The following is a 25,162-nucleotide window of genomic DNA, read 5'->3' on the forward strand; positions in this document are numbered from 1 at the left end:
CACCGGTGACCACTCCCCCCTCCCCCGCGTATCCCGACGACCTGGAACGGCCCGGGCTGGTCAGGACCGGACGGTCCACCTTCCTCAGGCCCGTCCGGCCCGAGGACGCCGACCGTCTGGTCGCCTTCGTCGGCAGCCTGTCCCGGGCCACCCTGGCCTACCGCTCGCTGGGGCCGGTGGTCCGCGCCCGCGACGACGTCATCCGGCGCGGCGCGCACGTCGACTACCTCAACGAGCTGGCGCTCGTCGCCCTGGCCGGCGACGAGATCGCCGGACTGGTCCGCTACGTCCGCGACCCCGAGGAACCCGAGCACGCCGAGGTCACCTTCACCATCCGGGACGACCACCAGAGCGAGGGGTTCGGCAGGCTCCTCCTGGAGCACATCGCCGCCGCCGCCCGCGCCCGGGGCATCCGGGTACTGGAAGCCGACGTGCTCGCCGACAACACCCGGATGATCAACGTGTTCCTCGGCTCCGGCTACCGCGTCGAGGCCGGGCCGCCCGGGCAGATCATCCACTTCGAGATCGCCATCGACCCGCAGACCCTGGCCGTCGCCCGGGCCGAGCGTCGCGAACACACGGCCGTGCGGCGTTCCCTGCGGCCGCTGCTCGAACCCCGGTCGGTGGCGGTGATCGGCGCCAACCGCGACCCGCTGACGATCGGCCACGAGATCGTGGCCAACCTGCTGCGGGGCGGCTTCGAAGGCAGTGTGTTCCCGGTCAACCCGCGCGCCGAGCGGATCGCCGGGGCGCGCGCGTATCCCCGGGTCCGTGACCTGCCCGAGGCGCCGGACCTGGCGCTGGTCGCCGTACGGGCCGAGGCCGTGCCCGATGTCGTGCGGGAGTGCGCGGACGCCGGGGTCAAGGCGGTGGTCGTCGTCTCGACGGGCTTCGGGGAGCAAGGAGCCGAGGGGCGGGCGACGGAGCTCGAGCTGGCCCGTTTCGCCCGTGCCTCCGGGATGCGGCTGGTCGGCCCGAACTGCATGGGCGTGGTCAACACGACGCCCGCGGCGCGGCTGGCCGCGACCTTCTCGCCCGCCCTGCCGACGCCCGGCCGGGTGGCGATGTCCAGCCAGTCCGGGCCGCTGGGGCTCGCGGTGCTCGACTTCGCCCGGCGGCTGCGGCTCGGCTTCTCGGGGTTCGTGTCGGTGGGGCACGCCGTGGACGTGTCCACCAACGATCTCCTCCAGTGGTGGGAGGAGGACCCGGCGACCTCGGTGATCCTGCTGCACGTCGAGACCTTCGGCAATCCGCGCCGGTTCGCCCGCGTCGCCCGCCGTATCGCACCGCGCAAGCCGATCGTCGCGGTCCATCCGGGCCCCGCGGACTCGGCGGTGAGCTCGCTGTTCGCCCAGTCCGGGGTGATCCGCACCCGCAGCCTCCAGGAACTGTTCGACGTCGCCCTGCTGCTCGCCCACCAGCCTCCCCCGCCCGGGGACCGGGTCGCCGTGATCACCAACGCGGGCGGGCCGGCGGCGCTGACCGTCGGGGCGTGCGCGGCGAGCGGTCTGTGCGTGCCCGCACTCGGTGACCGCACCCAGAGACGGCTCCGGGCGGCGCTCGGACCCCACTGCGACGTCGCCAACCCGGTCGACCTGACGCCGAAGGCCACCGCCGCGCACTACCGGCAGGCACTGGACGCGGTCCTGGCCGACGACGGCGTCGACGCGGCGGTCGTGCTGTTCATGCCGCCGCTGGCGGACAAGCCCGACGAGGTGGCGTCGGCGATCCTGGACGCGGCCGCGGCCCGGCCCGACAAGACGGTGGTGGCCAGTTTCCTGGGCGGCGCGGGCGTCGCCGATCTCCTGCACCGGGGCGACCTGGTGGTCCCGACGTACGCGTTCCCGGAGGCGGCGGCCGCCTCGCTCGGACACGCGGCGGCCTACCAGGCCTGGCGCGGCACTCCGGCGGGCGTCGTACCGGACCTCCCGGATGTCGACACCGGGCGCGCCCGGTCGCTCGTCGCGGCGTGTGCCCCCGGCCCGGTCCCCGCGGCGGTCGCCGCCGAGTTGCTGGCCGCGTACGGCATCGGCGTGACGGACGTGCGTCCGGGCCCGGGCCCGGACGCGTTCCTCACCGTCGGCGCCGATCCGGTCTTCGGCCCGGTGGTCTCCTTCGGTCTCACCGGGGACTACGCCGACCTGATGGCGGACGTCGCCCACCGCGTCACCCCGCTCAGCGACCGCGACGCCCGGGAGATGGTCCGCTCGTTGCGGGCCGCCCCGCTGCTGGACGGCCGGGTGGGCGGCCCGGGGGTGGATCTGGCGGCCCTCGAGGACACCGTCCTGCGGATCTCGGCGATGGTCGAGGACCTCCCCGAGATCGAGGCGCTGGAACTGCGCCCGGTACGGCTGCTGCGGCCCGGGGACGGAGTGGCCGTCACGCACGCGACGATCCGACTCGCGGACAACCCGACAGGAGGACCCCCGTGAAGGTGGGCATCTACTTCGACCTGCGCAACCCGCCGCCGTGGCAGCGGAGTTGGTCGCGCGTGTACGGATTCGCCCTGGAGATGTGCGAGGAGGCGGACCGGCTCGGCATCGACTCGGTCTGGTTCTCCGAACACCACGGCTTCGAGGACGGGTACCTCCCGCAGCCGCTCACCATGGCGGCCGCGGCCGCCGCCCGTACCCGCCGGGTGCGCCTGGGCACCGCCGTCATCCCGGCACCGCTGCACGCGGCCCCCGAGATCGCCGAACAGGCCGCGATCGTGGACATCATCAGCGACGGCCGCCTGGACCTGGGGCTCGGCACCGGCTACCGGGTGCCCGAGTACCGGCTGTACGGTGCCGACCTCGCCAAGCGCTACACCACGACCGACCAACGGGTCCGGGAGATCCGCGGCCTGTGGGCCGATTCCCTGGTCACACCCGGCCCGGTCCAGGATCCGCTGCCGATCTGGCTCGGCTACCAGGGCCCCCAGGGCGCCCGGCGGGCCGGCCGGCTCGGCACGGGACTGCTGTCGCTCAACCCGGCCCTGCTGACGCCGTACCGGGAGGGACTCGCCGAGAGCGGGTACGACCTGTCGGCGGCCCGGATGCAGGGCTCGTTCACCACGTTCGTGACCGAGGACCCCGACGGCGACTGGCCGGTGGTGCGCGAGCACCTGGCGTACCAGTGGGACAGCTACCGCCGATCCATGGTGGAGGGGACCGACCAGCCCGCTCCCCGCCCCATCGACCCCGAGAAGTGGCGGGAGACGGGGCTGCGCGCGAGCGGCGTGGGCCAGTTCCTGTACGGCACACCGCAGGACACCGCCGATGCCATCAGGGCGTACGTGGCAGGGTTGCCCGTGGAGGGCGTGTTCCTGTGGGCCTCGCTGGCCGGGATGCCCGACGAGATGGTGGCCCGCCAGGTCCAGCTCATCGCCGGGAAACTGCGCCCGCTGCTGGCCGACGTCTGACAAGCCGATGTCTGACAAGAGGAGTCACACCATGTCCGCGACGACACCTACGGGGCCCTGGGCGGGGTCGGACTTCCAGGAGCCGCCGCGCACCCCTGGTGGGGTGGCCCTGTGCGGGGCGTGCCGCGCCGCCGGCTCCTGTCGGCTGGGAGTGGAGCACGAGCGGCTCGACGAGGACGGGGCGGCACGGTTCGAGCTGTCCTGCCCGCGTGAGCAGGAGGGCGGGCCCGATGTCGCGCACGGGGGCTGGACCGCGGCCGTCCTCGACGACTGTCTGGGCCATCTGCCGCTGCTGCACCGGGTGTTGAGCGTCACGGCGGAACTGAGCGTGAGTTTCGTGAAGCCGGTGCCGGTGGGACGGCCGCTGGAGGTCCGGGCGTGGGTGGAGAAGCGGGAGGGCAGGCGCTGGTACATCGCGGGCGAGATGGTGCTGCTGCCGACCCGGGCCGTGCTGGCCCGGGCCTCCGGGATCTGGGTGACCCGGGACCGGGGCCATTTCGACCGGCACCAGGAGTGGCTGGCCCAGCAGGACACGGGCGGCGAGGCTCAGTAGGACCTGAGCCCCATGCTGCGGGCGATGCCGTTGCGCTGGATCTGGCTGGTCCCTCCGGAGATCGTGGCGACGATCGACTCCCGGTAGCGGAAACTCATCACGCTCTCCGTGGAGAAGCCGTGGCCCGCGCAGACCTGCATCCCGAGCCGGGCGGCCGCCACATAGGTCTCCGAGCCCTTCAGTTTCGCCATCGACCCTTCCCGTGTGCACGGTCTGCCCTGGGCGAGCAGCCAGGCCGCGCGGTACGCGAGCAGCCGGGCGGAGTCGATCTCGGTCTGCAGATCGGCCATGGCGTGGGCCAGTGCCTGGAAGTTGCCGATCGGCCGGCCGAAGGCGTGCCGGGTGCGGGCGTACTCCAGCATCTCGTCGAGGGTGGCCTGGGCGGCGCCCAGATAGCCGCCGGTGATGATCACCTTCTCCAGTTCGATGTTGGAGAGCATGACTTTCCAGCCCTCGTCGCGCGGGCCGACGAGGTTCTCCTTGGCCACCAGGGCGTCATGGAAGAAGACCTCGTTGGTACCCAGGATGTGCCGGGCGAGCGTGGGCGTCCGGCGTACGTCGACGCCCTCCGTCGCCGGGTCGACGAGCAGCAGACTGATGCCGCCGTGCTTGGGCTCGCGGGGGCCGGTGCGTACGTAGGTCGCGATGGTCGTGTCCGGCAGACCGCCGCCGGTGCACCACGCCTTCTGCCCGCGGACGAGGAAGTGGTCCCCGTGGTCCTCGGCCGTGGTGCGCAGGGCGGCGGCGTCCGACCCGCTGTCCGGTTCGCTCAGGCCGACGGCCAGCCGGTGGCGCCCCGTCATCACCTGCTCGCGGATGAAGTCGCGCTGCGCCTCGCTGCCCCAGCGGAACACCGTGATCCCGGGGATGAGTACGCCGATGTAGCACATGGCGACGTCGAAGCTGGCCCGCCCGAGTTCCTCGGCGATCAGGATCAGCTCCAGCGGTCCCCCGCCGTCCCCGCCCTCGTCCTCGCTGAACGGCAGCGAGAACCACCCCAGGTCGGCCATGCCCCGGAACAGCTCGGGCGGTACGACGCCCTCCTCGTCCCACTGCTTGGCCTTCTCGGCCGGGCACACGTCGGCGACGAACTCCCGTGCCGTCGCGCGCAACAGGTCCTGCTCGTCGGTCAGCCCGAAGTCCACGGCCACTCCTCGACACCACTAGGATATTCATCTAGCTAATTATTCTATGTTAGCGGATAGGTGGGAGAGCGGAAGGGGGAAGAGGCTCGGTGAACCCGACAAAGGCGGTGCGGCGGATGTCGGGTGCTCGGGACGGGTGTCGTCGCACGCTGGGGGCATGGATGACACGACCTTGGTATCCCGTTTCCTCCGCGACGGCTTCGTGAAGCTGGAGGGCGCCGTCGCGCCGCGGGTGGCCGCGGACTGCGCGCGGCTGCTGTGGCGGGAGACGGGCTGCGCCCCGGACGACCCGTCGACGTGGACGCGGCCCGTGCACTGGGTGGCCGGCATGGCGCAAGGGCCGTTCGCCGCCGCACCCAACTCCCCGTCGCTGCATCACGCGTACGACCTGTTCGTCGGCGCGGGACGGTGGGAGCCGCGTTACTCGCTGGGCACGTTCCCGCTGCGCTTCCCGCACGAGGAGGAACCGGACGACGCGGGCTGGCACGTCGAGGGCAGCTATCTGCCCGACGGCGAGAGCTGGTACTTCACGAATCTGCGGTCCCAGGGCCGGGCGCTGTTGATGCTGTTCCTGTTCAGCGAGGTCGGTGCGGACGACGCCCCGACCCGGATCCGGGTCGGCTCACACCTCGACGTGCCGAAGGTGCTGGAGAAGTACGGGGAGGACGGGGCGAGCGGACTGACCCTCGCGCCCGATCTGGTGGCGGCGTCCGACCACCGGCCACTCGCCCTCGCCACCGGGTCACCGGGCGACGTCTTCCTGTGCCATCCGTTCCTGGTGCACGCGGCGCAACCGCACCATGGAGTGCGGCCGCGCCTCATGGCCCAGCCGCCGCTGATGCCTGCCACGCCGTACGAACTGGAGCGGGCCGACGGCGCGTACTCACCCGTGGAGATCGCGATCCGCCGGGGTCTGGGACAGGACGCCCCCGGTGTGGACGGGGACGGCACCGACCGCAGCGCCGGGTAGACGGACTTCACGGCATCCCCGGCACGGTGGCCACGAACAGGGAAGAGTGGAGAGGGAAGAGGGAGGGGGCCGGGCATGCTGGAGCGGCTGAACCAGGCCATGGAGCACATCGAGGGCCATCTCGACCAGGCCGTCGAGGTGGCGGAGTTGGCACGCCTCGCGGGCACCTCGGAGTACCACCTGCGCCGGATGTTCTCCGCGCTCTCGGGCATGCCGCTGTCGGAGTACATCCGGCGCCGCAGGCTCACCCTCGCGGGCGCCGAGGTACTCGCGGGGCGTGGGACGCTGCTGGAGATAGCGGTGCGCTACGGCTACGGCTCCGGCGAGGCGTTCGCGCGGGCGTTCCGTGCCATGCACGGCATCGGACCGGGCGAGGCCCGGCGTACCGGAGCCGCCCTCAACTCCCAGTCCCGGATGGCCTTCCGCCTCACCGTCGAAGGCAGCAGCACCATGCGGTACCGCGTCGTGGACAGGGGGGACTTCACCGTCGTCGGGCTCAAGGCCCGGGTGCCGCTGGTGCATTCGGGGCCGAACCAGGCGATCATGAATTTCGTCCGGGGGATCGACCCGCGGACCATGGAGCAGCTGGAGAAGCTGTCGGACCAGGAGCCGCACGGCATCGTCGCGGTCTGCGACGATCTGGACCCCAGCCGCGCCGAGGGCACCGAACTCGACTACCACCACGGCGTGATCACCTCCGCGGCCGCTCCGGAGGGCACGACCACGTTGACGGTCCCGGCCGGCACCTGGGCGGTGTTCACCACCTCCGGGCCGGTACCGCGGGCCATCCAGGAGCTGTGGCGGGACGTGTTCACCGAGTGGTTCCCGTCGAACCCGTACCGCACCCGCGCCGGCCCCGAGATCCTGCGCACCCGTCTGTCGCCGGAGAAGACCGAGGCCGACGCCGAACTGTGGCTCCCGGTGGAGCCCGAGCACGGCCGGAACGGCTAGCGGCTAGCGGCTAGCGGCTAGCGGCTAGCGGCTAGCGGCTAGCGGCACACGGTTATCTGCCTGGCCCGCGATTGAGGAGGGCGGCGCACCAGCGGAAGTGGCCGTCGCTGCCGTCGGAGCTGAACAAGTCGTAGGTGGTGAGGGCGTAGACCGTCTGGTAGAGCGCCAGGGTGCCCGGGTCGTGGTGCAGCTCGGTGGCGAAGAGCCGGGTGAGGGCGGCGGTGCGCTGCTCGGCGTGCGGCCCGTACATGTCCCAGATGGCAGCGGTGACGGCGGCCTCGAAGGCGGGGTCGCCCGCTGTGGTGAAGAAGCCGAAGTCGAGGAGGGCGACCGGGCGACCCCGGTCGTCGACATGCAGGTTGGGCGGCACGAGATCGCCGTGGATGACGGTGACGGCGGTGTCGGGCAGCGCTTTCAGTGACTGGACGGCTCGTGCGACCTTTGCGGAAAGGTCGGTGACATGGGCGTCGAGCACATTGCCGTGGCGGCGTAGGGCGCGTTGGACGAGGCCGGCGAGGGCGTCCGGGAAGCGTGTGTGGCCCGCCCAGAGTGGGCGGTCGTCACCTTGGACGGTGAGCTGTCGCATGGCCTCGGTGCCCGGGACGGTGGCCAGTCCGCGCAGGACCGTGAGGAGAGCGTCGGTCTCCTCAGCGGGCACGTCGCGTTCTTCGGGTCGGACCGGTGTGTCCTGGCCGAAGGGTGATCCCGGCAGGGCACGTTCGTAGGTGACGAGGACGCCCTCGTGTTCCTCGACCTCGAGGATGTCCGGTGTGGCGAAGGGTAAGAGGCGGCGAGCGAGGTCCGCGTACACCTGTCGGGTCAAGGGGAGGTCGGCCGGTGGTCTGCCGCTCCAGACTTTGGCGACCGTGCCCTCGTCGAGCCAGTAGACGGCGCCCTCGACCCCGGCTGCCAGGGGTCGGGCCCCGTGATGTCCGCGGTGTGCGAAGTGACGGAGCCAGTCCGCGCTGTGCTGTTGCCTGTAGTCGACCACGGGGGAAGTACAGTTCCCCTCGCCCCGTCTGTCACGTGAATATGCCTCACGGTGGCTGGTCACAGGGCTGGTGGACGCGCCGGGGCGGCGACCGGCTCCAGCGGTCGTCGCACGCGGAAGCGGTCACGTCGGGACAAGGGCCGTTCGACGAGGACGTACGAGGCGAGAGCCGCCGCGACCGTCGCCGCCAACCCGGCGGGAAGCAACCGGCCGCCCTGCACGCCGAGGTCGGACAGCAACCTGATGACGGGGTAGTGCCACAGGTACATCCCATAACTGAGGTTGCGCCCCACCCACACCGCCGCGGAAACGGACAGCAACCGGGAGGGCCACGCCTGAGGGCACAGCTCCAGCGCGGCCACCACCACGGCCGACAGAACCGCGGCGGCCAGCAACCCGACCGTGAACCACACGGGGTTCCAGCCGCTCGCCTCGGTGATCGGGACCTGCCAGGCGATCAGCCCCAGCAGCGCGAGCGCGGGCCAGCACAGTCGTCCCGCCCAACGACGCAACAGCGCCAGCCGGGGATCGTCGGCCCGCAGTCGGGCCAGGACGACGGCCAGCAGCGCCCCCACGAGGAGCTGGTCGGCGCGGGTGTCGGGGCCGTTGTATATGCGGTGCGCCGCCGTGGGATCCCACAGCGCCGTCCGCCAGAGCACCGGCAGGACGCACAGCGCCGCCACCCAGCCCAGCACGGTCCGCGCCGTCGCGTTCCGCAGCAGCACCAGCAGCAGAAGCGGCCAGGCCAGATAGAACTGTTCCTCCACTCCCAGCGACCAGGTGTGGCTGAGCGGCGCCGTGAGGTCCGAGTAGGGTCCGGGCTCCCCGGCTCGTACGAGGTTGACCACGGAGGTCGCGGCCAGCGCCGCCGCCACCCACGCCCCGTCGAACAGCGGCAGCGGCAGGGCCACCGAGAGCAGGGCGGTGACCGCGCACATCACCAGCATGGCCGGCCCCAGCCGCAGCCAGCGCCGACGGTAGAACGACCGCAGGTCGACGCGGCCGGTACGGGCGTACTCGGCGAGCAGCAGCCGGGTGATGACGAACCCGCTGATCGTGAAGAAGACGTCCACGCCCACCGAGCCTCCGGGCACGGCGTCCGGCTCCAGGTGATAGACGATCACCAGCACCACGGCGACCGTCCGCAATCCGTCGAGCCCGGCCACCCGCCCACCGCGCAGCGCCGACGAGAAGCCCCGTCCGCCGCTTCTGCGCCGTGGCGCCGGCATGGGGACGAAGGGGGGCACCACTCGCCCGGCCGGGCTCTGCTCCGCGGGTTTGTCTACCGTGCTCCGGTGGGGGGTACTCATAAGGGCCGCGTCTGCCCGGGCATGGTGGACGGCACACACATTCTCATGCTCCCCACAGGTTCAGCACCGCTTTCCGGCCGCCGGGTGCCGCGACCTAGATGGTGGACATCTACGACAGAACAGGAATAGTCACGACATGCTCGGAATTTCGCGATAAGGGATAATTGACCTGTCATGGCGACGCGCGATCGTGCGTCCCCCCACTGACCATGAACAGGCAGGTCGGACCATGCCCAAGAAATCCCCTTCGTCCGAGCCACCGCACGGAAAGGGCCCCAGCCGCCACAAGGGGACCGGCCAGCACGGCTGGTCGCCCGACGTGGATGAGACGCGGCAGCAGGACAACCCGAGCGCCCGCCGCTCCTTCCGTGCGGAGGAGGCCGGCGAGAAGGGTCCGGGCCGGCGGAAGTCCGCGGAGGAGAAGAAGTCCGTTCCCGGCGACACGGTCGAGAGTCGCAGTGCGCGCGGCGAGGAATACGGCGACGCGGACGAGAAAGGGAAGCGGGACACCGGACGCAAGGGCCGTTCCCAGCGGCCCAGCGGCACCAGGGACGCCTCCGCCAAGTCCGGCGTGGACCCGCAGGACCCGCCGTCCGAGCGCTGACCTGGTCAGGGCCTGTCCGGCGGATCGTGCCGGAGGGGCCCTGACCGCTGTTCGGGGCGCGGACGGCCCGGTCCTCGGCGAGCGACACCCCTGTCAGCAGATCCGCGGCAGCTGCTCCCCGATCGGCAGATCGACCACCCGGGTTCCCCCGAGGCCGGTCCGGGCCACGACCATGCCGGGGTGTTCCTCGACGGCCTCACCGATGATCGCGGAGTCCGCCCCCAGCGGATGGGCCCGCATCGCGTCGAGGACCGCGTCGGCGTGCTCACGCGGGACGAAGGCGACCAGCTTGCCCTCGTTGGCGATGTACATGGGGTCCAGGCCGAGGATGGCGCAGGCATTGGCCACGGCCGGTGGGACCGGGACCTCGCGTTCCCGGATCACCACCCCGGTGCCGGAGGCCTGCGCGATCTCGTTGAGCGAGGCTGCCAGACCGCCCCGGGTGGGGTCGCGCAGCACGTGCAGATCCGGGGTGACGGCGAGCATGGCGTCGACCAGGCCACCGAGCGGCGCGCAGTCGCTCTTGATCTCCACTCCGAACTCCAGGCCCTCACGCACGCTCATGACCGCCACCCCGTGCAGGCCGATGGCACCGTTGACGATCACGACATCGCCGGGGACGACCCGCTGCGGACGCAGATCGACGCCCGCCGGGACCAGACCGATGCCCGCGGTGTTGATGTAGATCCCGTCGCCGTGTCCGGCCTCCACCACCTTGGTGTCCCCGGTGGCCACCTCCACGCCGGCGGCGCGCGCGGCCGCCCCCAGCGCCTCGGACACCCGCGTGACCACATCCAGCTCGACGCCCTCCTCCAGGATGAACCCGCAGGACAGGTACGCGGCACGGGCACCGCTCATGGCGAGGTCGTTGACGGTGCCGTTGACCGCCAGGTCGCCGATCCCGCCGCCGGGAAAGAACAGCGGCCGCACCACATAGGAGTCGGTGGAGAACGCCAGCCGGGCACCGCCCAGGGACAGCACGGCGGCGTCACCCATCTGGGCGAGCACCTCGCCCCCGAAGGCGGGCGCGAAGATCTGCTGGACCAGTTCGGCGGAGAGGACCCCACCGCCGCCGTGGCCCATGACGACGCGGGGCCTCTCACGCAGGGGCGCCGGACACGTCCACCCTTCGACGTCCAGGGCGGCGGGGGCGGGCAGATCGGTGGTGTCAGACAACGGGGGTCGCCTCCCGGGCCTTGGTGGCGGGCATGTCCAGCCTCCGGTAGAGGTAGTACGCGGCACAGGCGCCCTCGCTGGAGACCATGGTGGCTCCCAGCGGGGTGCGGGGGGTGCACAGGGTGCCGAAGGCCTCGCACTCGTGCGGCTTGAGCAGTCCCTGCAGGACCTCGCCGCTGCGGCACTCGGCCGGTTCCTCGGTCCGGATGCCCTCGACCGAGAAGCGGTGCTCGGCGTCGTGGTCGCGGTACGCCGACGACAGCCGCCAGCCACTGTCGGGGATCACCCCGATGCCGCGCCAGGCACGGTCGGTGACCTCGAAGACGTCCTCCAGCATGGCGCGGGCGGCCGGGTTGCCCTCCGGGCGGACGGCACGGGCGTAGGCGTTGTCGACGGTGTGCTCACCACGTTCCAGCTGGCGGACGGCCCGGCGCACCCCTTCGAGGATGTCCAGTGGCTCGAAGCCGGTCACGACGATCGGAACCCGGAAGCGTTCCGCCAGTTCCGGGTACTCCCCCATGCCCATCACGCTGCAGACGTGCCCGGCCGCGAGGAAGCCCTGCACCCGGCAGCTCGGCGACGACATGATCGCCTCGATGGCCGGGGGTACCCGGACGTGGGACACCAGCATGCTGAAGTTCCCGATGCCCAGCTTCCGGGCCTGATGGACCGTCATGGCGTTGGGTGGTGCGGTGGTCTCGAAGCCGATGCCGAAGAACACCACCTCGCGGTCCGGGTTCTGCCGCGCGATCCGCAGCGCGTCGAGCGGCGAGTAGACGACACGGACGTCACCGCCCTCCCCGCGGACCTGGAACAGGTCCCGTCCGGTGCCCGGCACGCGCAGCATGTCGCCGAAGGAGCAGAAGATCACCTCCGGCCGGGAGGCGATCTCCAGGGCCTTGTCGATGACCTCCAGCGGGGTCACGCACACCGGACAACCGGGTCCGTGGATCAACTCGACCTCATCCGGCAGGAGTTGGTCGATGCCGTGCCGGATGATGCTGTGTGTCTGCCCTCCGCACACCTCCATCAGCGCCCACGGCCTGGTCACGGTGGCGTGGATGTCGTCGAGGAGCCGACGCGCCAGCTCCGGGTCCTGGAACTCTTCGATGTACTTCACCGGTTGTGCACCTCTTCCACCGGGTCCGAACCCGTCTCCGCCGCCGCCGCTTCCCAGGGGTCGCCGAACTCCTCCTGCAGCAGGCCGAGTTCGGCGAAAAGTTCGAGCGTGTGTCGTGCCGACTCCTCGTCCAGCCGTTGCAGGGCGAAGCCGACGTGGACGATGGCGTACTCGCCGACCTGGAGGTCGGGCAGGTACTCCAGGCACACCTCCTTGACCACGCCGCCGAAGTCGACGGTGGCCATCCGGGTGCCGTCCCGTTCCTCGATGTCCAGCACTCTGCCGGGTACCGCCAGGCACATGAGCCTCTCCTCGCTGTGGGTCGCGCGTGGTCAGTCGGTGGGAGTGGTCCGGGCGGCCACCATCAACTGGCCCAGGGCCAGGCCGCCGTCGCCCGGCGGCACCAGGTGGTGCCGCAGGACCGTGAAGCCGTCCTCGCGCAGGGTGGTGGCGCAGGCAGAGGAGAGCAGCGTGTTCGCGAAGACGCCGCCGGTCAGGGCGACGGTGTCCAGTCCGTGCCGCTCCCGGGCCCGCGCGCAGATCCTGTGCACCAGGCCGCTCACGGCCCGGTGGAAACGAGCCGCGACCAGGGCCGTCCCGACGCCTGCGCGCAGATCACCGACGATCGCCGCGAGTACGGGTGCCGGATCGGCCCGCACCGCGCCGTCCCCGCTCTCCTTTGACGTGTGCAGGGCGAAGGCGTACGCGGTGGTGTCCTCGGCGGGTGCGAGCACAGCCGCGCCCTCCAGCTCGACGGCGGCCTGCGCCTCGTATCCGGCGCGGTGGCACACCCCGGCCAGAGAGGACACGGCGTCGAAGAGCCGACCCATGCTGGACGTGGGAACACAGTTCAGGCCGCGCTCCAACTGCCGTTCCAGCAAGCGAAGTTCGTCGGGAGGGCAGGCGGCCGTACAGGCGAGGTCGGCGGACCAGTCGATCCCGGCCGCCCTGAGATGGGCCAGCGCCATGCGGTACGGCCGGCGGACCGCGGCGTCGCCACCGGGCAGCGGAACGTACCCGAGGTGCCCGAACCGGGTGAAGCGGTCGTAGTCCGCGAGCAGGAACTCCCCGCCCCACACGGCGCCGTCGTCGCCGTGGCCGGTGCCGTCGAAGGCGACGCCGATCACCGCCCGGGTGCCGTCGAGGCCGTGCTCGGCCATCGCGGCGGCGACGTGCGCGTGATGGTGCTGGACCCGCACCACGGGCCGGTGCGCCGCGTTCCGGTCGGCCCACCGGGCGGAGCGGTAGCCGGGGTGCCGGTCGGACGCCAGCGTCTCGGGCCGCACCCCCGTGATGGACTCCAGCTGTGCCGTCGCGCGTTCGAAGGCCCACTGTGTACCGACGTCGTCCATGTCGCCGATGTGCGCCGACAGCCATGCCCGGCGGCCCTCCCCGAGGCAGAAGGCGTTCTTCAGGTCCCCGCCGACGGCGAGGGCCGGCCGCACCGGCACCGGGAGGGAGAGCGGCAGTGGCGCGTATCCACGGGAGCGGCGGATCAGCAGCGGTTCCCCGTCGCAGACGCGGACCACGGAGTCGTCGCACGGGACGTGGATCGGCCGGTCGTGGGTGAGCCAGGCGTCGGCCAGGTGCGCGAGCCGCTCCAACGCCTCGGGGTCGTCGGTGACGATGGGCTCCCCGGAGACGTTGCCGCTGGTCATGACGAGCAGCCGGGGTTCGTCCGGGTCGCCGGGCAGGCCGAGCAGCAGATGGTGCAGGGGCGTGTACGGCAGCATCACCCCGAGGTCGGGACTGCCGGGCGCGACGGCCTCGGCGGGCCTCGGGTCCCCGGCGGTGGACGACGGGTGCGTACGCCTCCGCAGCAGGACGACCGGTCTGGCCCGTCCTTCGAGCAGGTTCCGCTCCTCGGGACTCAGCCGGACGAGGTGACGTACGTCGTCCGCGGTCCTGGCCATGAGGGCGAACGGCTTGTCGCCGCGTGCCTTGCGGCGTCGTAGGAGGGCGACCGCCGACTCGTTCGTGGCGTCGCACGCCAGGTGGTAGCCGCCCAGACCCTTCACGGCGAGGATCGCGCCGGCGGACAGCAGGGCGCGGGCGTCGTCGACCGGGTCCGCCCCCGTGAGGTGCTCGGACCGCGGGGCCAGCAGCCGCAGACGCGGCCCGCACGCGGGGCAGGCGACCGGCTGCGCGTGGAAGCGGCGGTCGGCCGGATCCGCGTACTCCCGGGCGCAGTCGGCGCACATCGCGAAGCCGGCCATGGTGGTGTGGGCCCGGTCGTACGGCACGCCGGTGACGATCGTGAAGCGCGGGCCGCAGTGGGTGCAGTTGACGAACGGGTGGCGGTACCGGCGGTCCGCCGGGTCGGACAGCTCGGCGAGGCAGTCGGCGCAGGTGGCGCAGTCCGGGGAGACCAGGGTGCGGGCCGGTCCGTCGGTGCGGGAGGTGAGGATGGTGAACGCGGTCCCGCCGGCCGGGGGAACCTCCCGGTGGTGGACGGACTCCACGCGGGCCAGCGGGGGTGCCTGGGCGGCGATCCGGTCGCAGAACCGGGCCACGGCCGCGGCGGTGCCCTCGACCTCCGCGACGACGCCTTCGGGCGTGTTGGTCACGTGTCCGGCCAGGGCGAGTTCGGTGGCGAGGCCGTACAGGTAGGGCCGGAAGCCGACCCCCTGCACCACTCCGCGGACGGTCACCCGGCGGCGTCGCGGGGTGTCCTCGGCGACGGCGGCCGGGGCCTGCGGACCGCTCACGAGGGGGTGTGGGCCATCGTGCCGGTGGCCTCGGGGTGCGTGTGCGGGTGACCGTCGGGCTCGTGCGTGTGCCCGTGGTGCTGGGGCAGCCGGGCCATGACCGGCGCGTGGAGGGGTGCGCCGTCCGCGGCTGCCAGCGCCCTGTCGAGCAGCGCGCCGACTCCCTGCCCCCGGCGCGCCGAGGTCAGGACCACCTCGACTCCCGGGTTGACCTGCTCCACGTTCGCGCGGAACGCGGCCTCGTCGAACCCGACGGCCTCGGCGATGTCGGTCTTGGTGACCACCACCAGGTGGGCGAGGCCGAAGGCGGTGGGGTACTTGAGCGGCTTGTCCTCGCCCTCCGTCACGGAGGCGAGGGTGACCCTCAGGGTCTCCCCCAGGTCGTAGGAGGCCGGGCAGACCAGGTTGCCGACGTTCTCCACGAACAGCAGCCGTGTGTCGTCGGGCAGCCACCCGTCCAGGTGCCCGGCGAGCATGCCCGCCTCAAGATGACAGAGTCCGTCGGTGAGCACCTGCTTGACCGGGACGCCCGAACGCGCGAGACGGGCCGCGTCGTTCTCGGTGGCCAGGTCGGCGCTCAGCGCCGCGACCGGAACGGACCGCTCGCGTGCCCGCAGCAGCTCCTGCTCCAGCAGCGCGGTCTTGCCACTGCCGGGGCTGGACAGCAGGTTGACGACCGCGGTGCCTCGGGCCGTGAGGTGGGCGCGCAGTTCCTCGGCGCTCGCGTCGTTCTTCGCGAGTACGGCCTGGCGCAGGTCGACGACACGACACATGGTTCAGCGCTCCTCGGAGATCGGTTCGCGGGTGGGCGCGTGCGGGAGGCCGCCGTCCTCCCATTGCACGTCGATGATCTGCAGCTCCCGGCCGGTCAGCAGGTCGGTCCGCGTGCCGCCGCATTCGGGGCAGGTCAGCCGGGGTGGCATGCCGACGGCCCAGTCGTGTGCGCAGGGCGTGCAGCGGGCCCGCCCCGGCACCGCTTCGGTGACCAGTTCGGCGCCTTCCAGCAGGGTTCCGGCGCAGGCCAGTTCGAAGGAGAAGGCGAGCGCGTCGGGTACCACACCGGCCAGTTCGCCCACCTGGAGTCGTACCGATCGCACCGCCGTGACGTCGCCGGCCCGCGCGGCGGCCTCTGCCACCTGGTCGACGACGGCCAGCGCGACGGACATCTCGTGCATGGGTCTGGCGTCCTTCCGTGCGCGGCCTGCCTCCGGTCGGATTTCATTAGAGGCTTGTGCGGCCGGGCCGCACGGCCCGGCACGCCGTGACCGGCCGGCGGGTACGCCGTTCGACGCAACCGCGCGGCGCACCGGTCGCGGCCACCCTTCACATCCGTCGGATGCGCAGGTAGCGCCGCACGTCGGGGAACACCTCGACGGCGACGGCGACCATGGCGGCGAAAGCCGCTCCACCGATGACGATCTTCTTCATCCCGTCTCTCTCCTCATGTCGAGGCCTCAGCGGTTGAGGCCTGCGCCCGGGGCGGCTCGCCGTCCCGCAGCAGCTCTTCGATCAGCCGGACAGCCTCCGGTACGGCGTCGGAGACCGGCGCGCTGAGACCGATGCCCTCCTCCACCGAGGCCGGTTCGCACCCGACGACCAGGACACGGCGTGGTGGCTCGGCGCCGGTCCCGGCGCACAGGGTGCCCAGCAGCGCCAGCACGGCGTCGGGGGTCATCCGGTGACCGTCCAGCGCGTGGGCGGCGGGCGAGGCGCTCTCGCCGAGGTCGTGTTCGATCACGTACAGCGTGCCGGGAGCTCCGCCGCGTGCCGTGGCGTCCACCAGGACGAGGGTGTCGTAGCCGTCCAGGAGCTGGTACGCGAGGTGCACCCCGCGCACCCCGATGTCCACGACCTCGATGTGTCCGGGCATCTCGCGCTCGGCGAGCCGGCGGGCGGTCTCCACGCCGAAGCCGTCGTCCCCGAGGAAGATGTTGCCGATGCCGGCCACCAGGACCCTGGGGCCCGACTGCGGGGAGGGGTTCATGCGTCGTCCTCCAGCGGTGTGACCTCGTCGGGCTGGAAGTACAGGTACCGTCCCTGCTCGCGGCGGATGTCGGCGCCCGGGTCGCCGTCGACCGTGACCGCCAGGTGCACCTGGCCGTCGACGTCGTGCAGCACCGCCTCGACCGTCGCGGTGCGGCCCCGCAGGAAGATGTCCTGCGCGTCGGTGCGCCGCAGGCCCGGGCGCAACTCGACGCGGCTGCCCCTGCCCACCGACCGGCCGTCCACGTCCACCCGGTCGCGCTCCGGGTCGAAGCCCGCCTCGCTCGCCGGGTCCCACCAGGGGGTGTCGGGCCGCCGCACTCCGTGCTCGTCGGGGAAGCCGCCGTCCTCGGTGGCGGGGCCCGGGCCGGTCACCTCGCGCAGGCTGCGCACCGCACCGTGCAGACGTTCCAGGACCTCGGCCGGCATCGAGTCCGCCAGGTCGATCACGGCGGCCGCCCGCTCGTCGGTGCCGCGGGCCTCGCGTTTCTCCTCGTCGGTGAGGGCCGCGGTGCGCAGCGCGAGGATCTCGTCGATCTCGGTGGCGTCGTAGAGCGCGCCGGGGCTCTCCGGCGCGATGGCCGGATGGTCCTCCAGGATGATCGGCGAGGACAGCACCAGGTCGGCGCGCCCGGGTTCGCCGGCGAGTACGGGCCAGGTGTGCAGGTTGCGGCAGCCGGCGACCGCGGCCTTCGCCCACTCGGGGGGATCGGTCATCGACAGGAACGACCCGGCGCTGAGGGCCATGAGCGTGTGGGTGGCCACCAGGGAGTGCGGCAGCGCCGCGTCCCGGTCGGCGCCCCTGCCGCCGGGAGGTGTCCAGTCGCTGGTGTTCTCCACCACGGCGGTCAGCCGCAGGGTCCGGTAGGGGCCGTCGATCTCGCCGGCGGACAGCCGGATCGTCCCGCTGATCTCCTCTCCGCGCCGGACCAGTCGGCCGACGGTGCGGCCGGCCGCGTCCAGAACGGGTGCGGTGTCCTCCCGGGCGGGGCGTCGGAAGGGATGCGTGACGCCGTCGCCGAGGAGCTCGTCCACCGACGCGACCACCTCGACGCGCTCCTCCTCGCCCTCGTCCCAGGGCACCAGCACCCGGTCTTCGAGGCGGAGCTCGGGCACCGTCTCGTAGCCGCCGTCCGGGCGGAGCCGCTGTACCGTGCGCCGGCGGGCGTGCAGGAAGCGCACCTCGACCGAGAGGGTGGCCCCCGCCTTCGGTTCCATCAGGCACTCGGTGTGCTGGAAGTCGTGTTCCTCGCAGTCGGCGCCCCAGGCGGGCGGCACGAGCACCCCGAACTGCCAGCGCAGCCGGTTCTTGGCGGCCGAGGCGCGGTACGGGTAGAGCACATAGCCTTCGAAGAGGACCGCGTCGGCCACCTGCCGGGCGAGGGCGAACCGTTCCTCGGTCTGGGGCGCGAACGCGGGCGCGGTCACGGTCGGGTCCTTCCGGTGGTGCCGGTGAGTGCGCGCAGCGGGTCCTTGCGGGGCGGGTCCGCGGCACCGCTGTCGTCGAGCAGGGCCTTGAGGGTCGCCTCCCAGGAAGGCAGCGCGTGCCGGGAGCGGTAGGCGAGGAGGGCGTCCATGGTGTCGCGCGGCAGCCGGATCCAGCCGCATCCGGGGAAGTGCTGCTCGACCATCTCCCGCCAGGTGGCGACCGGCATCCCGAAGCCCGCCTCCCGGTCCCAGGGGACGGGTTCGACCTGGAAACCGCCGGCTCCGGTGAACGCCGTACCGGAGAACAGCATCAGCAGCGGAACCTCACCGCCGGTGAGCGCGGCGAGGTAACGGGTCGCGGCGATGTCCAAGTCGTAGGTGCAGGGCACGACGAGGTCGACGTCGGTCTCCCCGGTGAACCCGGGGACCATGAGCGAGACCTGCGCGAACTGCACCGGCTTGAGGGTGCTGCCCCAGCGTGCGCGCTCGCCGAAGAGGTCCCCCAGGCCGTCGGCCTCGGCCGGGTCGTAGGTGCGGCGGGCGGGTTCGATGCGGATCTGGCAGCGCAGCGCGAGGGCGTGCACGCGGGCGTTGTCGGCGGCGGTGACGCGCAGCCGGAAGACCAGGGTCGGTCCGGCGGCGTACCGGTCGGCGCGGACGCCGGTGCAGGCGAAGGAGAACTCGGTCACGGCCGCACCGCCTCGCCCACGGGCCGGGCGCGTCGCGTGACGTCGGCGAAGAACGCGTCCAGGGCGGCGCGGGCCTCGGCCCCGCCGTCGAAGCCCTGCCACAACAGGCGCATCCGGCCGACGAGTTCGTAGCAGATGTCGATGGGGACCAGGTGGCACTCGCCGTGGCCGTCGGTGCGGCGCAGCAGCAGCGCCTCCACGTCGGGTTCGAGCAGTGCGGCGAGGCGGCTGTCGCCGAGGACCGCCGTCCAGGTGGCCGGATCGAGTTCGCTCTCGGTGGCTCCGGCCGGGCTCGGGTACAGGGCGACCAGCCGGTCGAGTGCCGCGTTGCGGAAGAGGAAGGCGACGCCGACCGGGATCTGCAGCGCCTCCCAGGCGCTGTCGTCGAGGTGGTGTGCGGGGTCGGTGAGGTAGCGGGCCGGGACCGTGCGGAAGCGGCCCGCGGCGGCGCCCGGCTGCTCCATCAGCAGCGCGCAGGGGGCGCACGCGCAGACCAGGGCGCGTTTGTCGGTGTCGACGAGATGCCGGTGGTCCGCCTCCACCGTCACGGCGCACAGTTCGCACCGTTCGGGCCGCGGAGGTCTCTCGGTGAGGAACCTCCGCAGGCCCGGTGTGCGCGTCGCCGGGGACGCCGTCATCGGGCCCCCGCCGGTGCCGTGCCGATCTGGAGCAGGGTGGGCGCCGCGGGAGCGGCCTGTACGTCGACGGTGCTGACCTCCGGTGCGAAGCAGGCGAGCGCCGCCTCGGCGGCTTCCCGGGCGCCCGCTGCCGCTCCGGGCCCGGAGCCGCAACCGCAGCCGCCGGCCTCCCGGGCCCGCAGCGTCAGGGTGCCGCTGTCCTCGTCGAAGTCCACGACGTCCAAGGCGTGTTCGCGGACGCTGTCGAGGGCCCGGGCGATGCGGGTGTCGCGGTCCTCGGGGTGCAGCTCGTGCAGGACCAGCAGGCTCGCGACGAGTTCGTCACCGAGGAGTGCCACCGGCGGTTCGCCGGGGGCGGCGGACAGCAGGTGGAGGATGCGGGCCAGACCGGCGCCGTAGAAGTCCATGAGGGACCGTACGAGTTCCTCGGCCGCCGCGGCGGCGGCCGGGTCGCCGCTCGCGGTCAGCCGTTCCAGGACCTCCTCGACCCGGCGTCCGGTCTGCTCCGCGCTCACCGGCACGGCGGCCGTGCTCGCGCTCATCCGCCCAGTCCGCTCAGGCCGGTGGGCACGTGCATCGACTTCACCGTCTTGCCGTCCCCGAGGTACATGTGAACGCCACAGGGCAGACAGGGGTCGAAGCTGCGGACCGCGCGCATGATGTCGATGCCCTTGAAGTTCTCCGGGGTGTTCTCCTCGAAGATGGGCGTGTTCTGCACGGCGTCCTCGTACGGGCCCGGCGTGCCGAAGGTGTCCCTGGTGCTGGCGTTCCAGGGGGTGGGCGGGTACGGGTGGTAGTTGGCGATCTTGCCGTCGCGGATCACCATGTGGTGGGAGAGGACACCGCGGACCGCCTCGGTGAAGCCGACCCCGATACTCTCGTCCGGTACCTCGAACTTCTCCCAGGTCTGGGTCCGGCCGGCCCGGACCTCCTCGAGGCCCTTCTCCGCGAAGTGCAGTGCGACGGCGGCGGTGTAGGCCTGGAAGTAGGTGCGCGCGCGGTTGCGTTCCAGCGCGTTGCTCCACTTCGGGATCTTCCACTCGAAGCGGGTCTCCGGCTTGGTCATGGTGCGGGGCAGGTTGATGACGACGCTGTGGCCGGTCGCCTTCACGTACCCGGTGTCGACGAGGCCGGACAGGGCGGTCGACCAGAGGCGGGCGATGGGGCCGCCGCCGGTGTCCAGGGCGAGGTGGTCCTTGCCGTCGAACCAGCGTGGCGACATGACCCAGCTGTACTTGTCGTCGAAGTTCCGCTTCTGCGGGGCGGGGATGGTGTGCTGGTTCCACGGGTGGCGCGGGTCCACCGGGTTGCCGAGCGGGTCGTGGGTGACGAACTGTTCCTGGCCCTGCCAGTCCTCGTAGTAGGAGCTGCCCAGCAGGATGCGCATGCCGAGGTTGATCTCGGTGAGGTCGTTGGTGACGAGTTTGCCGTCGACGATGATGCCGGGGGTGACGAACATGCGCCGGCCCCAGTCGGTCATGTTGGCGTAGGTGAAGTCGCAGTACTCGGGGTCGTTGAGCGCGCCCCAGCAGCCGAGCATGACCCGGCGGCGGCCCACTTCCTCGTACCCGGGCAGTGCCTCGTAGAAGAAATCGAACAGGTCGTCGTGCAGGGGCACGACGCGCTTCATGAACTCCACGTACTTCATCAGCCGGCTGAGGTAGTCCGTGAAGAGCTGTACGGAGGCGATGGTGCCGACGCCGCCCGGGTAGAGCGTGGAGGGATGGACGTGGCGGCCCTCCATCAGGCAGAACATCTCCCGCGTGTAGCGGCTGACCTGGAGGGCCTCGCGGTAGAACTCCCCCTCCAGGGGGTTCAGCGAGCGCATGATGTCGGCGATGGTGCGGTAGCCGTGCTCGCCCGCGTGCGGGGCCTCGGTGCGCTCGGCGAGTTCGAGGACGCCCGGGTTGGTCTCCTTGACCATCTTCTCGCAGTAGTCGACCCCGACCAGGTTCTCCTGGAAGATGTTGTGGTCGAACATGTACTCCGCGGACTCACCGAGGTTGATGATCCACTCGGCGAGGTGCGGGGGCTTCACGCCGTACGCCATGTTCTGCGTGTACACCGAGCAGGTGGCGTGGTTGTCACCGCAGATGCCGCAGATGCGGCTGGTGATGAAGTGGGCGTCGCGGGGGTCCTTGCCGCGCATGAAGACGCTGTAGCCGCGGAAGACCGACGAGGTGCTGTAGCACTCCGCGACCCGCTTCTGCTTGAAGTCGATCTTGGTGTGGATGCCGAGGCTGCCCACGATCCGGGTGATCGGGTCCCAGGCCATTTCCACCAGGCCGCTGCCGTCGCCGGCCGCCTTCGTCTTCGGTGCCATCTGTGTGCCGTGCCCTTCGTTGCGCGGGGAGGTTCGTGGGGGGGGGTGCACGAAGCGGGGAGCGGATCACCTGCGGCGAAAGCTCACCAGGGGGGTCGGTATCCGGTGGTGATCTTGTCTCCGGTGCGGCGCCACTTGGGCTCCTTGTCCACCGTTTTCGCGGTGATCGACCGCAGCTTGCGGATCACGGTGCCGTACGCACCGCTGGTGCCGCTGGACACCTTGGCGCCGGGAGGCTCGTCCATGAACGGCATGAACTTGTCGGGGAATCCGGGCATGGTGCAGGCGATGCAGATGCCGCCGACGTTGGGGCAGCCGCCGATGCCGTTCATCCAGCCGCGCTTGGGCACGTTGCACTTGACGACCGGGCCCCAGCAGCCGAGCTTGACCAGGCAGGTCGGCGAGTCGTACGAGAGGGCGAACTGGCCCTGTTCGTAGTAGCCCGCGCGGTCGCAGCCCTCGTGCACGGTGGCCCCGAACAGCCAGGTCGGGCGCAGCTTGTCGTCCAGCGGGATCATCGGGGCGGCGCCGGCCGCCTGGTAGAGCAGATAGGTGAGCGTCTCGGAGAAGTTGTCGGGCTGGATCGGGCAGCCGGGGACGCACACGATGGGGATGCCGGCGTGCGACTTCCAGTCCCAGCCGAGGTAGTCCGGAACACCCATCGCGCCGGTCGGGTTGCCCGCCATGGCGTGGATGCCGCCGTAGGTGGCGCAGGTACCGATGGCGACGACCGCCAGGGCCTTCGGGGCGAGCCGGTCGATCCACTCGCTGGTGGTGATCGGCTGACCGGTCTCCGGGTTGTCGCCGAAGCCGCACCAGTAGCCCTCGGGTTTGATCGCCTCGTTGGGGATGGAGCCCTCGACCACCAGCACGAACGGGTCGATCTCGCCCCGCTCTCCCTTGAAGAACCACTCGATGAACGTGTCCGAGCCGCCGATCGGACCGCACTCGAAGTCGATGAGCGGCCAGTGGACGGCGATCTTCGGCAGACCGGGCAGGACACCGAGCACGATCTCCTCGATGCTGGGCTGCATGGCGGCCGTCAACGAGACCGAGTCGCCGTCGCAACTCAGCCCCGCGTTGATCCAGAGGATGTGGATCGTGGGTGTCTCGTCGGCGAGCGCGCCGTCCGCGTCCGCAGCGCCGACCGTGTCCGGCGTCGCCTCAGTCATGGGACCGCCTCCCGGGGAGGTAAGGGATGAAGGCCTGCATTTCGGCCGTCGCTCTTCTTCGTATCAGGGGTTCGGCTGTGACGAGACGTCATCGAGGGCCGTTCCGGTGACAGCGGCGGAGGGGGTCGGGCCGGTCAGGCGAACGGGGTGCGAGCGAGGTGCGGCGGGGTGCCCTGGGGCCGCTCCTTGTGGACGAAGGAACGGCGCAGGGCGTGATACGGGGCGTTCGGGTCGTCGAAGGTCCGGCGCATCCAGGTCAGCTCCCGCGCCCGGAAGCCGGCCAGCGGGGTCGTACTCTCCAGCCGGTCCAGCGCCGTCTTCTTCGCGGTGATCCGTGACGCCGTGGCCGGGTGTGACGCCAGCCGCGCGGCCAGTTCGCCGACCTCCGGTGCGAACGCTTCAGGGCCGCGGTCGACGACCCGGTCGACGAGGCCGAGGCTCAGTGCGCCGGCCGCGCTCACCGGGAGGGCCTCACGCATGAGCCGTTCGGCGGTCGCGGGACCCACCCTGCGCGGCAGGGTGTGAGTCCAGTACTCCGAGCCGTACAGGCCCATCAGACGGTAGTGGGGGTTGAGCACGGCGCCCGAGCGGCACCACACCTCGTCGGCGGCGAGGGCGAGCATCACCCCGCCCGCCGCGGCGTTGCCCGCGACCGCGGAGACCACCAGGCGGTCGGTCGTCGTCAGGACGGCCTCGACCAGGTCGTCGATGGCGTTGATGTTCGCCCAGGACTCGGCGGCGGGGTCGTCGGCGGCCTCGATGACGTTGAGGTGGATCCCGTTGGAGAAGAAGTCGCGTTCGCCGCCCAGCACCAGCACCGAGGTGGGACGCGTGCACGCCTGACGGTAGGCGTGCAGCAGACGCCGGCACTGGTCGGTGCTCATCGCGCCGCCGGGGAAGGAGAAGGAGAGGAAGCCCACGTTCCCGTCCTCCCGGTAGCGGATGTCCGTCCAGGTCTCATGCCGCGGTGCGGGCAGCGGGGGCAGGTTGTGTTCGGGCAGCGGCGGCAGCCGGTCGCCCAGGGCACGCACGGCGGGCAGTTTGAACGTGGGCGGCTGCCCGGGCGCGCGCCTGGGCCGCAGCTCCGGGATCCACACGGCGCCGTCCGTGGTGGCCCGGCAGATGGCCCCGGCCCGGGTGGCGAGCAGTTCGCCCGGGCGGCCGCGCAGCACGCTCTCGGGGTGGCCGCCGTGCAGATACCACTCACCGCCGAGCAGCACATCCAGCACGCCGGGCTGCGAGTCCGCCGCTCTCAGCTTGCGCAGGACGGTCCGAGTGGGGTCCTCGGCCCAGTCGATCCGCCGGACGCTCTGGTCGAGGTAGGGGCGCGGGCGCAGAGGGGCGTCGGATGTTGCTGACGCGTCCTGCTTGAGCGGTACGTGGGTTCCGGCGGCGTAGCGTTCCACGGCGAGCAGGAGGGCTTCGAGCGCGGCGTCGGCGATCTCACCGCGGTACAGCTCGCTCTTGGAGACCGGGGGGACCCGGCACGGTACGCAGGCCCACACGTCGCCGGCGTCCATCTCCGCGTCGGCCTGAAGGACGGTGACACCCCAGCGGTCGGCGCCCTCGTGAATCGCCCAGTCCAGGGAGGACGGCCCGCGATCGCCCACCGGCCCCGGATGGACGATGAGGCAGGTGTACGCCGCCCACACCTCCTCGGGGATCGCCGTCTTCAGCATCGGCGCCACGATGAGCTGCGGTGCGTGCCGCCGTACGGCGTCCGGCAGCGGATGGCCGGGAAGGGCGAGTTCCACCGCCACGGTGTGGCCGCGGTCGCGCAGCTCGGCGTGGGCGCGCTGGGTGAGACTGTTGAACGCGCTGGCCAGGATCAGGATGTGCACGGCTGCCTCCGGGCGGACGAACGGCTGGCAGGGGATGGCCACCGACCGCGATCGTCCGCCAGGAAGGGCCGCCGTCCTCGACGACGGACGGTGAGGTCATCCGAAAAGCGGGGTACCGATCCGCCGTCCGGCCTCACCGGTCATGGCCGCGGGAGAG

24 protein-coding genes are annotated in these 25,162 nt (G+C 71.8%); 6 read left to right on the forward strand and 18 right to left on the reverse strand.

Translation table 11 applies throughout. The features are described 5' to 3' along the window. Positions 1 to 5: 5 nt before the first annotated feature. The 3 genes from ACFYRY_RS03230 to ACFYRY_RS03240 are packed head-to-tail and all read left to right on the forward strand — an operon-like array spanning position 6 to position 3,956. Positions 6 to 2,432 carry a GNAT family N-acetyltransferase gene (locus ACFYRY_RS03230; RefSeq protein ID WP_389139429.1) on the forward strand — a complete coding sequence of 809 codons (2,427 nt, stop codon included), beginning with the start codon at positions 6 to 8 and terminating at the stop codon, positions 2,430 to 2,432. Then, positions 2,429 to 3,403, forward strand: coding sequence for an LLM class flavin-dependent oxidoreductase (locus tag ACFYRY_RS03235; RefSeq protein WP_389139431.1), 975 nt, complete (start codon positions 2,429 to 2,431; stop codon positions 3,401 to 3,403). Before ACFYRY_RS03230 ends, ACFYRY_RS03235 begins: the two co-directional genes overlap by 4 nt. Positions 3,404 to 3,434: 31 nt before the next feature. Beyond that, positions 3,435 to 3,956, forward strand: a complete 522-nt coding sequence (locus ACFYRY_RS03240) for a PaaI family thioesterase (protein WP_389139432.1) — start codon at positions 3,435 to 3,437, stop codon at positions 3,954 to 3,956. Here the strand turns inward: ACFYRY_RS03240 and ACFYRY_RS03245 are convergent. After that, positions 3,950 to 5,101, reverse strand: coding sequence for an acyl-CoA dehydrogenase family protein (locus ACFYRY_RS03245; protein ID WP_389139434.1), 1,152 nt, complete (start codon positions 5,099 to 5,101; stop codon positions 3,950 to 3,952). The two genes, ACFYRY_RS03240 and ACFYRY_RS03245, sit on opposite strands and share 7 nt — an antisense overlap. Before the next feature lie 157 nt (positions 5,102 to 5,258). On the opposite strand from ACFYRY_RS03245, the gene ACFYRY_RS03250 reads away from it, so the two are divergent. Together ACFYRY_RS03250 and ACFYRY_RS03255 are read left to right on the forward strand one after the other, a co-directional pair. After that, a complete protein-coding gene (locus ACFYRY_RS03250; RefSeq protein ID WP_389139435.1) occupies positions 5,259 to 6,071 on the forward strand; it encodes a phytanoyl-CoA dioxygenase family protein in 813 nt (270 codons plus the stop codon). A gap of 75 nt (positions 6,072 to 6,146) precedes the next feature. Beyond that, positions 6,147 to 7,022, forward strand: coding sequence for a GyrI-like domain-containing protein (locus ACFYRY_RS03255; RefSeq protein WP_389139436.1), 876 nt, complete (start codon positions 6,147 to 6,149; stop codon positions 7,020 to 7,022). 52 nt (positions 7,023 to 7,074) lie between these two features. Here ACFYRY_RS03255 and ACFYRY_RS03260 read toward each other — a convergent pair whose 3' ends face one another. Together ACFYRY_RS03260 and ACFYRY_RS03265 are read right to left on the reverse strand one after the other, a co-directional pair. Beyond that, on the reverse strand, positions 7,075 to 8,013 hold the full coding sequence (locus tag ACFYRY_RS03260; protein WP_389139437.1) for a phosphotransferase family protein: 939 nt from the start codon (positions 8,011 to 8,013) through the stop codon (positions 7,075 to 7,077). Between the two features lie 59 nt (positions 8,014 to 8,072). Continuing rightward, entirely contained in the window at positions 8,073 to 9,242 is a 1,170-nt protein-coding gene (locus ACFYRY_RS03265) for an acyltransferase family protein (protein ID WP_389139439.1), read from the reverse strand. A gap of 310 nt (positions 9,243 to 9,552) precedes the next feature. Here ACFYRY_RS03265 and ACFYRY_RS03270 point away from each other — a divergent pair, with 310 nt between their 5' ends. Next, on the forward strand, positions 9,553 to 9,927 hold the full coding sequence (locus ACFYRY_RS03270; protein WP_389139441.1) for a hypothetical protein: 375 nt from the start codon (positions 9,553 to 9,555) through the stop codon (positions 9,925 to 9,927). A gap of 93 nt (positions 9,928 to 10,020) precedes the next feature. On the opposite strand, the gene hypE is transcribed toward ACFYRY_RS03270, so the two are convergent. The 15 genes from hypE to ACFYRY_RS03345 form a co-directional block, all read right to left on the reverse strand. Continuing rightward, the gene (gene hypE / locus ACFYRY_RS03275) at positions 10,021 to 11,103 is read right to left on the reverse strand and encodes a hydrogenase expression/formation protein HypE (RefSeq protein WP_389139442.1); all 1,083 of its coding nucleotides are present in this window, start codon (positions 11,101 to 11,103) and stop codon (positions 10,021 to 10,023) included. After that, entirely contained in the window at positions 11,096 to 12,223 is a 1,128-nt protein-coding gene (gene hypD, locus ACFYRY_RS03280) for a hydrogenase formation protein HypD (RefSeq protein ID WP_389139443.1), read from the reverse strand. The genes hypE and hypD overlap by 8 nt, the downstream gene beginning before the upstream one ends. Continuing rightward, positions 12,220 to 12,525, reverse strand: a complete 306-nt coding sequence (locus ACFYRY_RS03285) for a HypC/HybG/HupF family hydrogenase formation chaperone (protein ID WP_389139445.1) — start codon at positions 12,523 to 12,525, stop codon at positions 12,220 to 12,222. The genes hypD and ACFYRY_RS03285 overlap by 4 nt, the downstream gene beginning before the upstream one ends. Before the next feature lie 30 nt (positions 12,526 to 12,555). Beyond that, positions 12,556 to 14,931: a carbamoyltransferase HypF gene (gene hypF / locus ACFYRY_RS03290; RefSeq protein ID WP_389139446.1), complete on the reverse strand. Its 2,376-nt coding sequence runs from the start codon at positions 14,929 to 14,931 to the stop codon at positions 12,556 to 12,558. Further along, positions 14,928 to 15,704: a hydrogenase nickel incorporation protein HypB gene (gene hypB, locus ACFYRY_RS03295; protein ID WP_389139447.1), complete on the reverse strand. Its 777-nt coding sequence runs from the start codon at positions 15,702 to 15,704 to the stop codon at positions 14,928 to 14,930. Before hypB ends, hypF begins: the two co-directional genes overlap by 4 nt. A 3-nt stretch (positions 15,705 to 15,707) precedes the next feature. Next, positions 15,708 to 16,106 carry a hydrogenase maturation nickel metallochaperone HypA gene (locus ACFYRY_RS03300; RefSeq protein WP_356766716.1) on the reverse strand — a complete coding sequence of 133 codons (399 nt, stop codon included), beginning with the start codon at positions 16,104 to 16,106 and terminating at the stop codon, positions 15,708 to 15,710. A 148-nt stretch (positions 16,107 to 16,254) separates the two neighbouring features. Further along, complete coding sequence (locus ACFYRY_RS03305) at positions 16,255 to 16,359, reverse strand: DUF6893 family small protein (protein WP_389139449.1); 105 nt, start codon at positions 16,357 to 16,359, stop codon at positions 16,255 to 16,257. Between the two features lie 13 nt (positions 16,360 to 16,372). After that, positions 16,373 to 16,915 (reverse strand): hydrogenase maturation protease, encoded by a 543-nt coding sequence (locus tag ACFYRY_RS03310; RefSeq protein ID WP_389139451.1) that lies wholly within the window; start codon positions 16,913 to 16,915, stop codon positions 16,373 to 16,375. Then, a complete protein-coding gene (locus ACFYRY_RS03315) occupies positions 16,912 to 18,342 on the reverse strand; it encodes a hypothetical protein (protein WP_389139453.1) in 1,431 nt (476 codons plus the stop codon). Before ACFYRY_RS03315 ends, ACFYRY_RS03310 begins: the two co-directional genes overlap by 4 nt. Next, positions 18,339 to 19,031: a DUF6084 family protein gene (locus ACFYRY_RS03320; RefSeq protein WP_389139455.1), complete on the reverse strand. Its 693-nt coding sequence runs from the start codon at positions 19,029 to 19,031 to the stop codon at positions 18,339 to 18,341. Before ACFYRY_RS03320 ends, ACFYRY_RS03315 begins: the two co-directional genes overlap by 4 nt. After that, positions 19,028 to 19,669 carry a DUF5947 family protein gene (locus ACFYRY_RS03325; RefSeq protein ID WP_389139457.1) on the reverse strand — a complete coding sequence of 214 codons (642 nt, stop codon included), beginning with the start codon at positions 19,667 to 19,669 and terminating at the stop codon, positions 19,028 to 19,030. The genes ACFYRY_RS03320 and ACFYRY_RS03325 overlap by 4 nt, the downstream gene beginning before the upstream one ends. Continuing rightward, positions 19,666 to 20,211, reverse strand: coding sequence for a hypothetical protein (locus ACFYRY_RS03330; RefSeq protein ID WP_389139458.1), 546 nt, complete (start codon positions 20,209 to 20,211; stop codon positions 19,666 to 19,668). Before ACFYRY_RS03330 ends, ACFYRY_RS03325 begins: the two co-directional genes overlap by 4 nt. Then, entirely contained in the window at positions 20,208 to 21,992 is a 1,785-nt protein-coding gene (locus tag ACFYRY_RS03335) for a nickel-dependent hydrogenase large subunit (protein ID WP_389139460.1), read from the reverse strand. The genes ACFYRY_RS03330 and ACFYRY_RS03335 overlap by 4 nt, the downstream gene beginning before the upstream one ends. Before the next feature lie 83 nt (positions 21,993 to 22,075). Further along, positions 22,076 to 23,164 carry a hydrogenase expression protein HypE gene (locus tag ACFYRY_RS03340; RefSeq protein ID WP_389139462.1) on the reverse strand — a complete coding sequence of 363 codons (1,089 nt, stop codon included), beginning with the start codon at positions 23,162 to 23,164 and terminating at the stop codon, positions 22,076 to 22,078. A gap of 134 nt (positions 23,165 to 23,298) precedes the next feature. Continuing rightward, entirely contained in the window at positions 23,299 to 25,005 is a 1,707-nt protein-coding gene (locus ACFYRY_RS03345; RefSeq protein ID WP_389141042.1) for an enoyl-CoA hydratase-related protein, read from the reverse strand. Between the last annotated feature and the right edge of the window lie 157 nt (positions 25,006 to 25,162).

The organism is Streptomyces sp. NPDC005263 (assembly GCF_042872365.1).
Classification (GTDB): Bacteria; Actinomycetota; Actinomycetes; order Streptomycetales; family Streptomycetaceae; genus Streptomyces.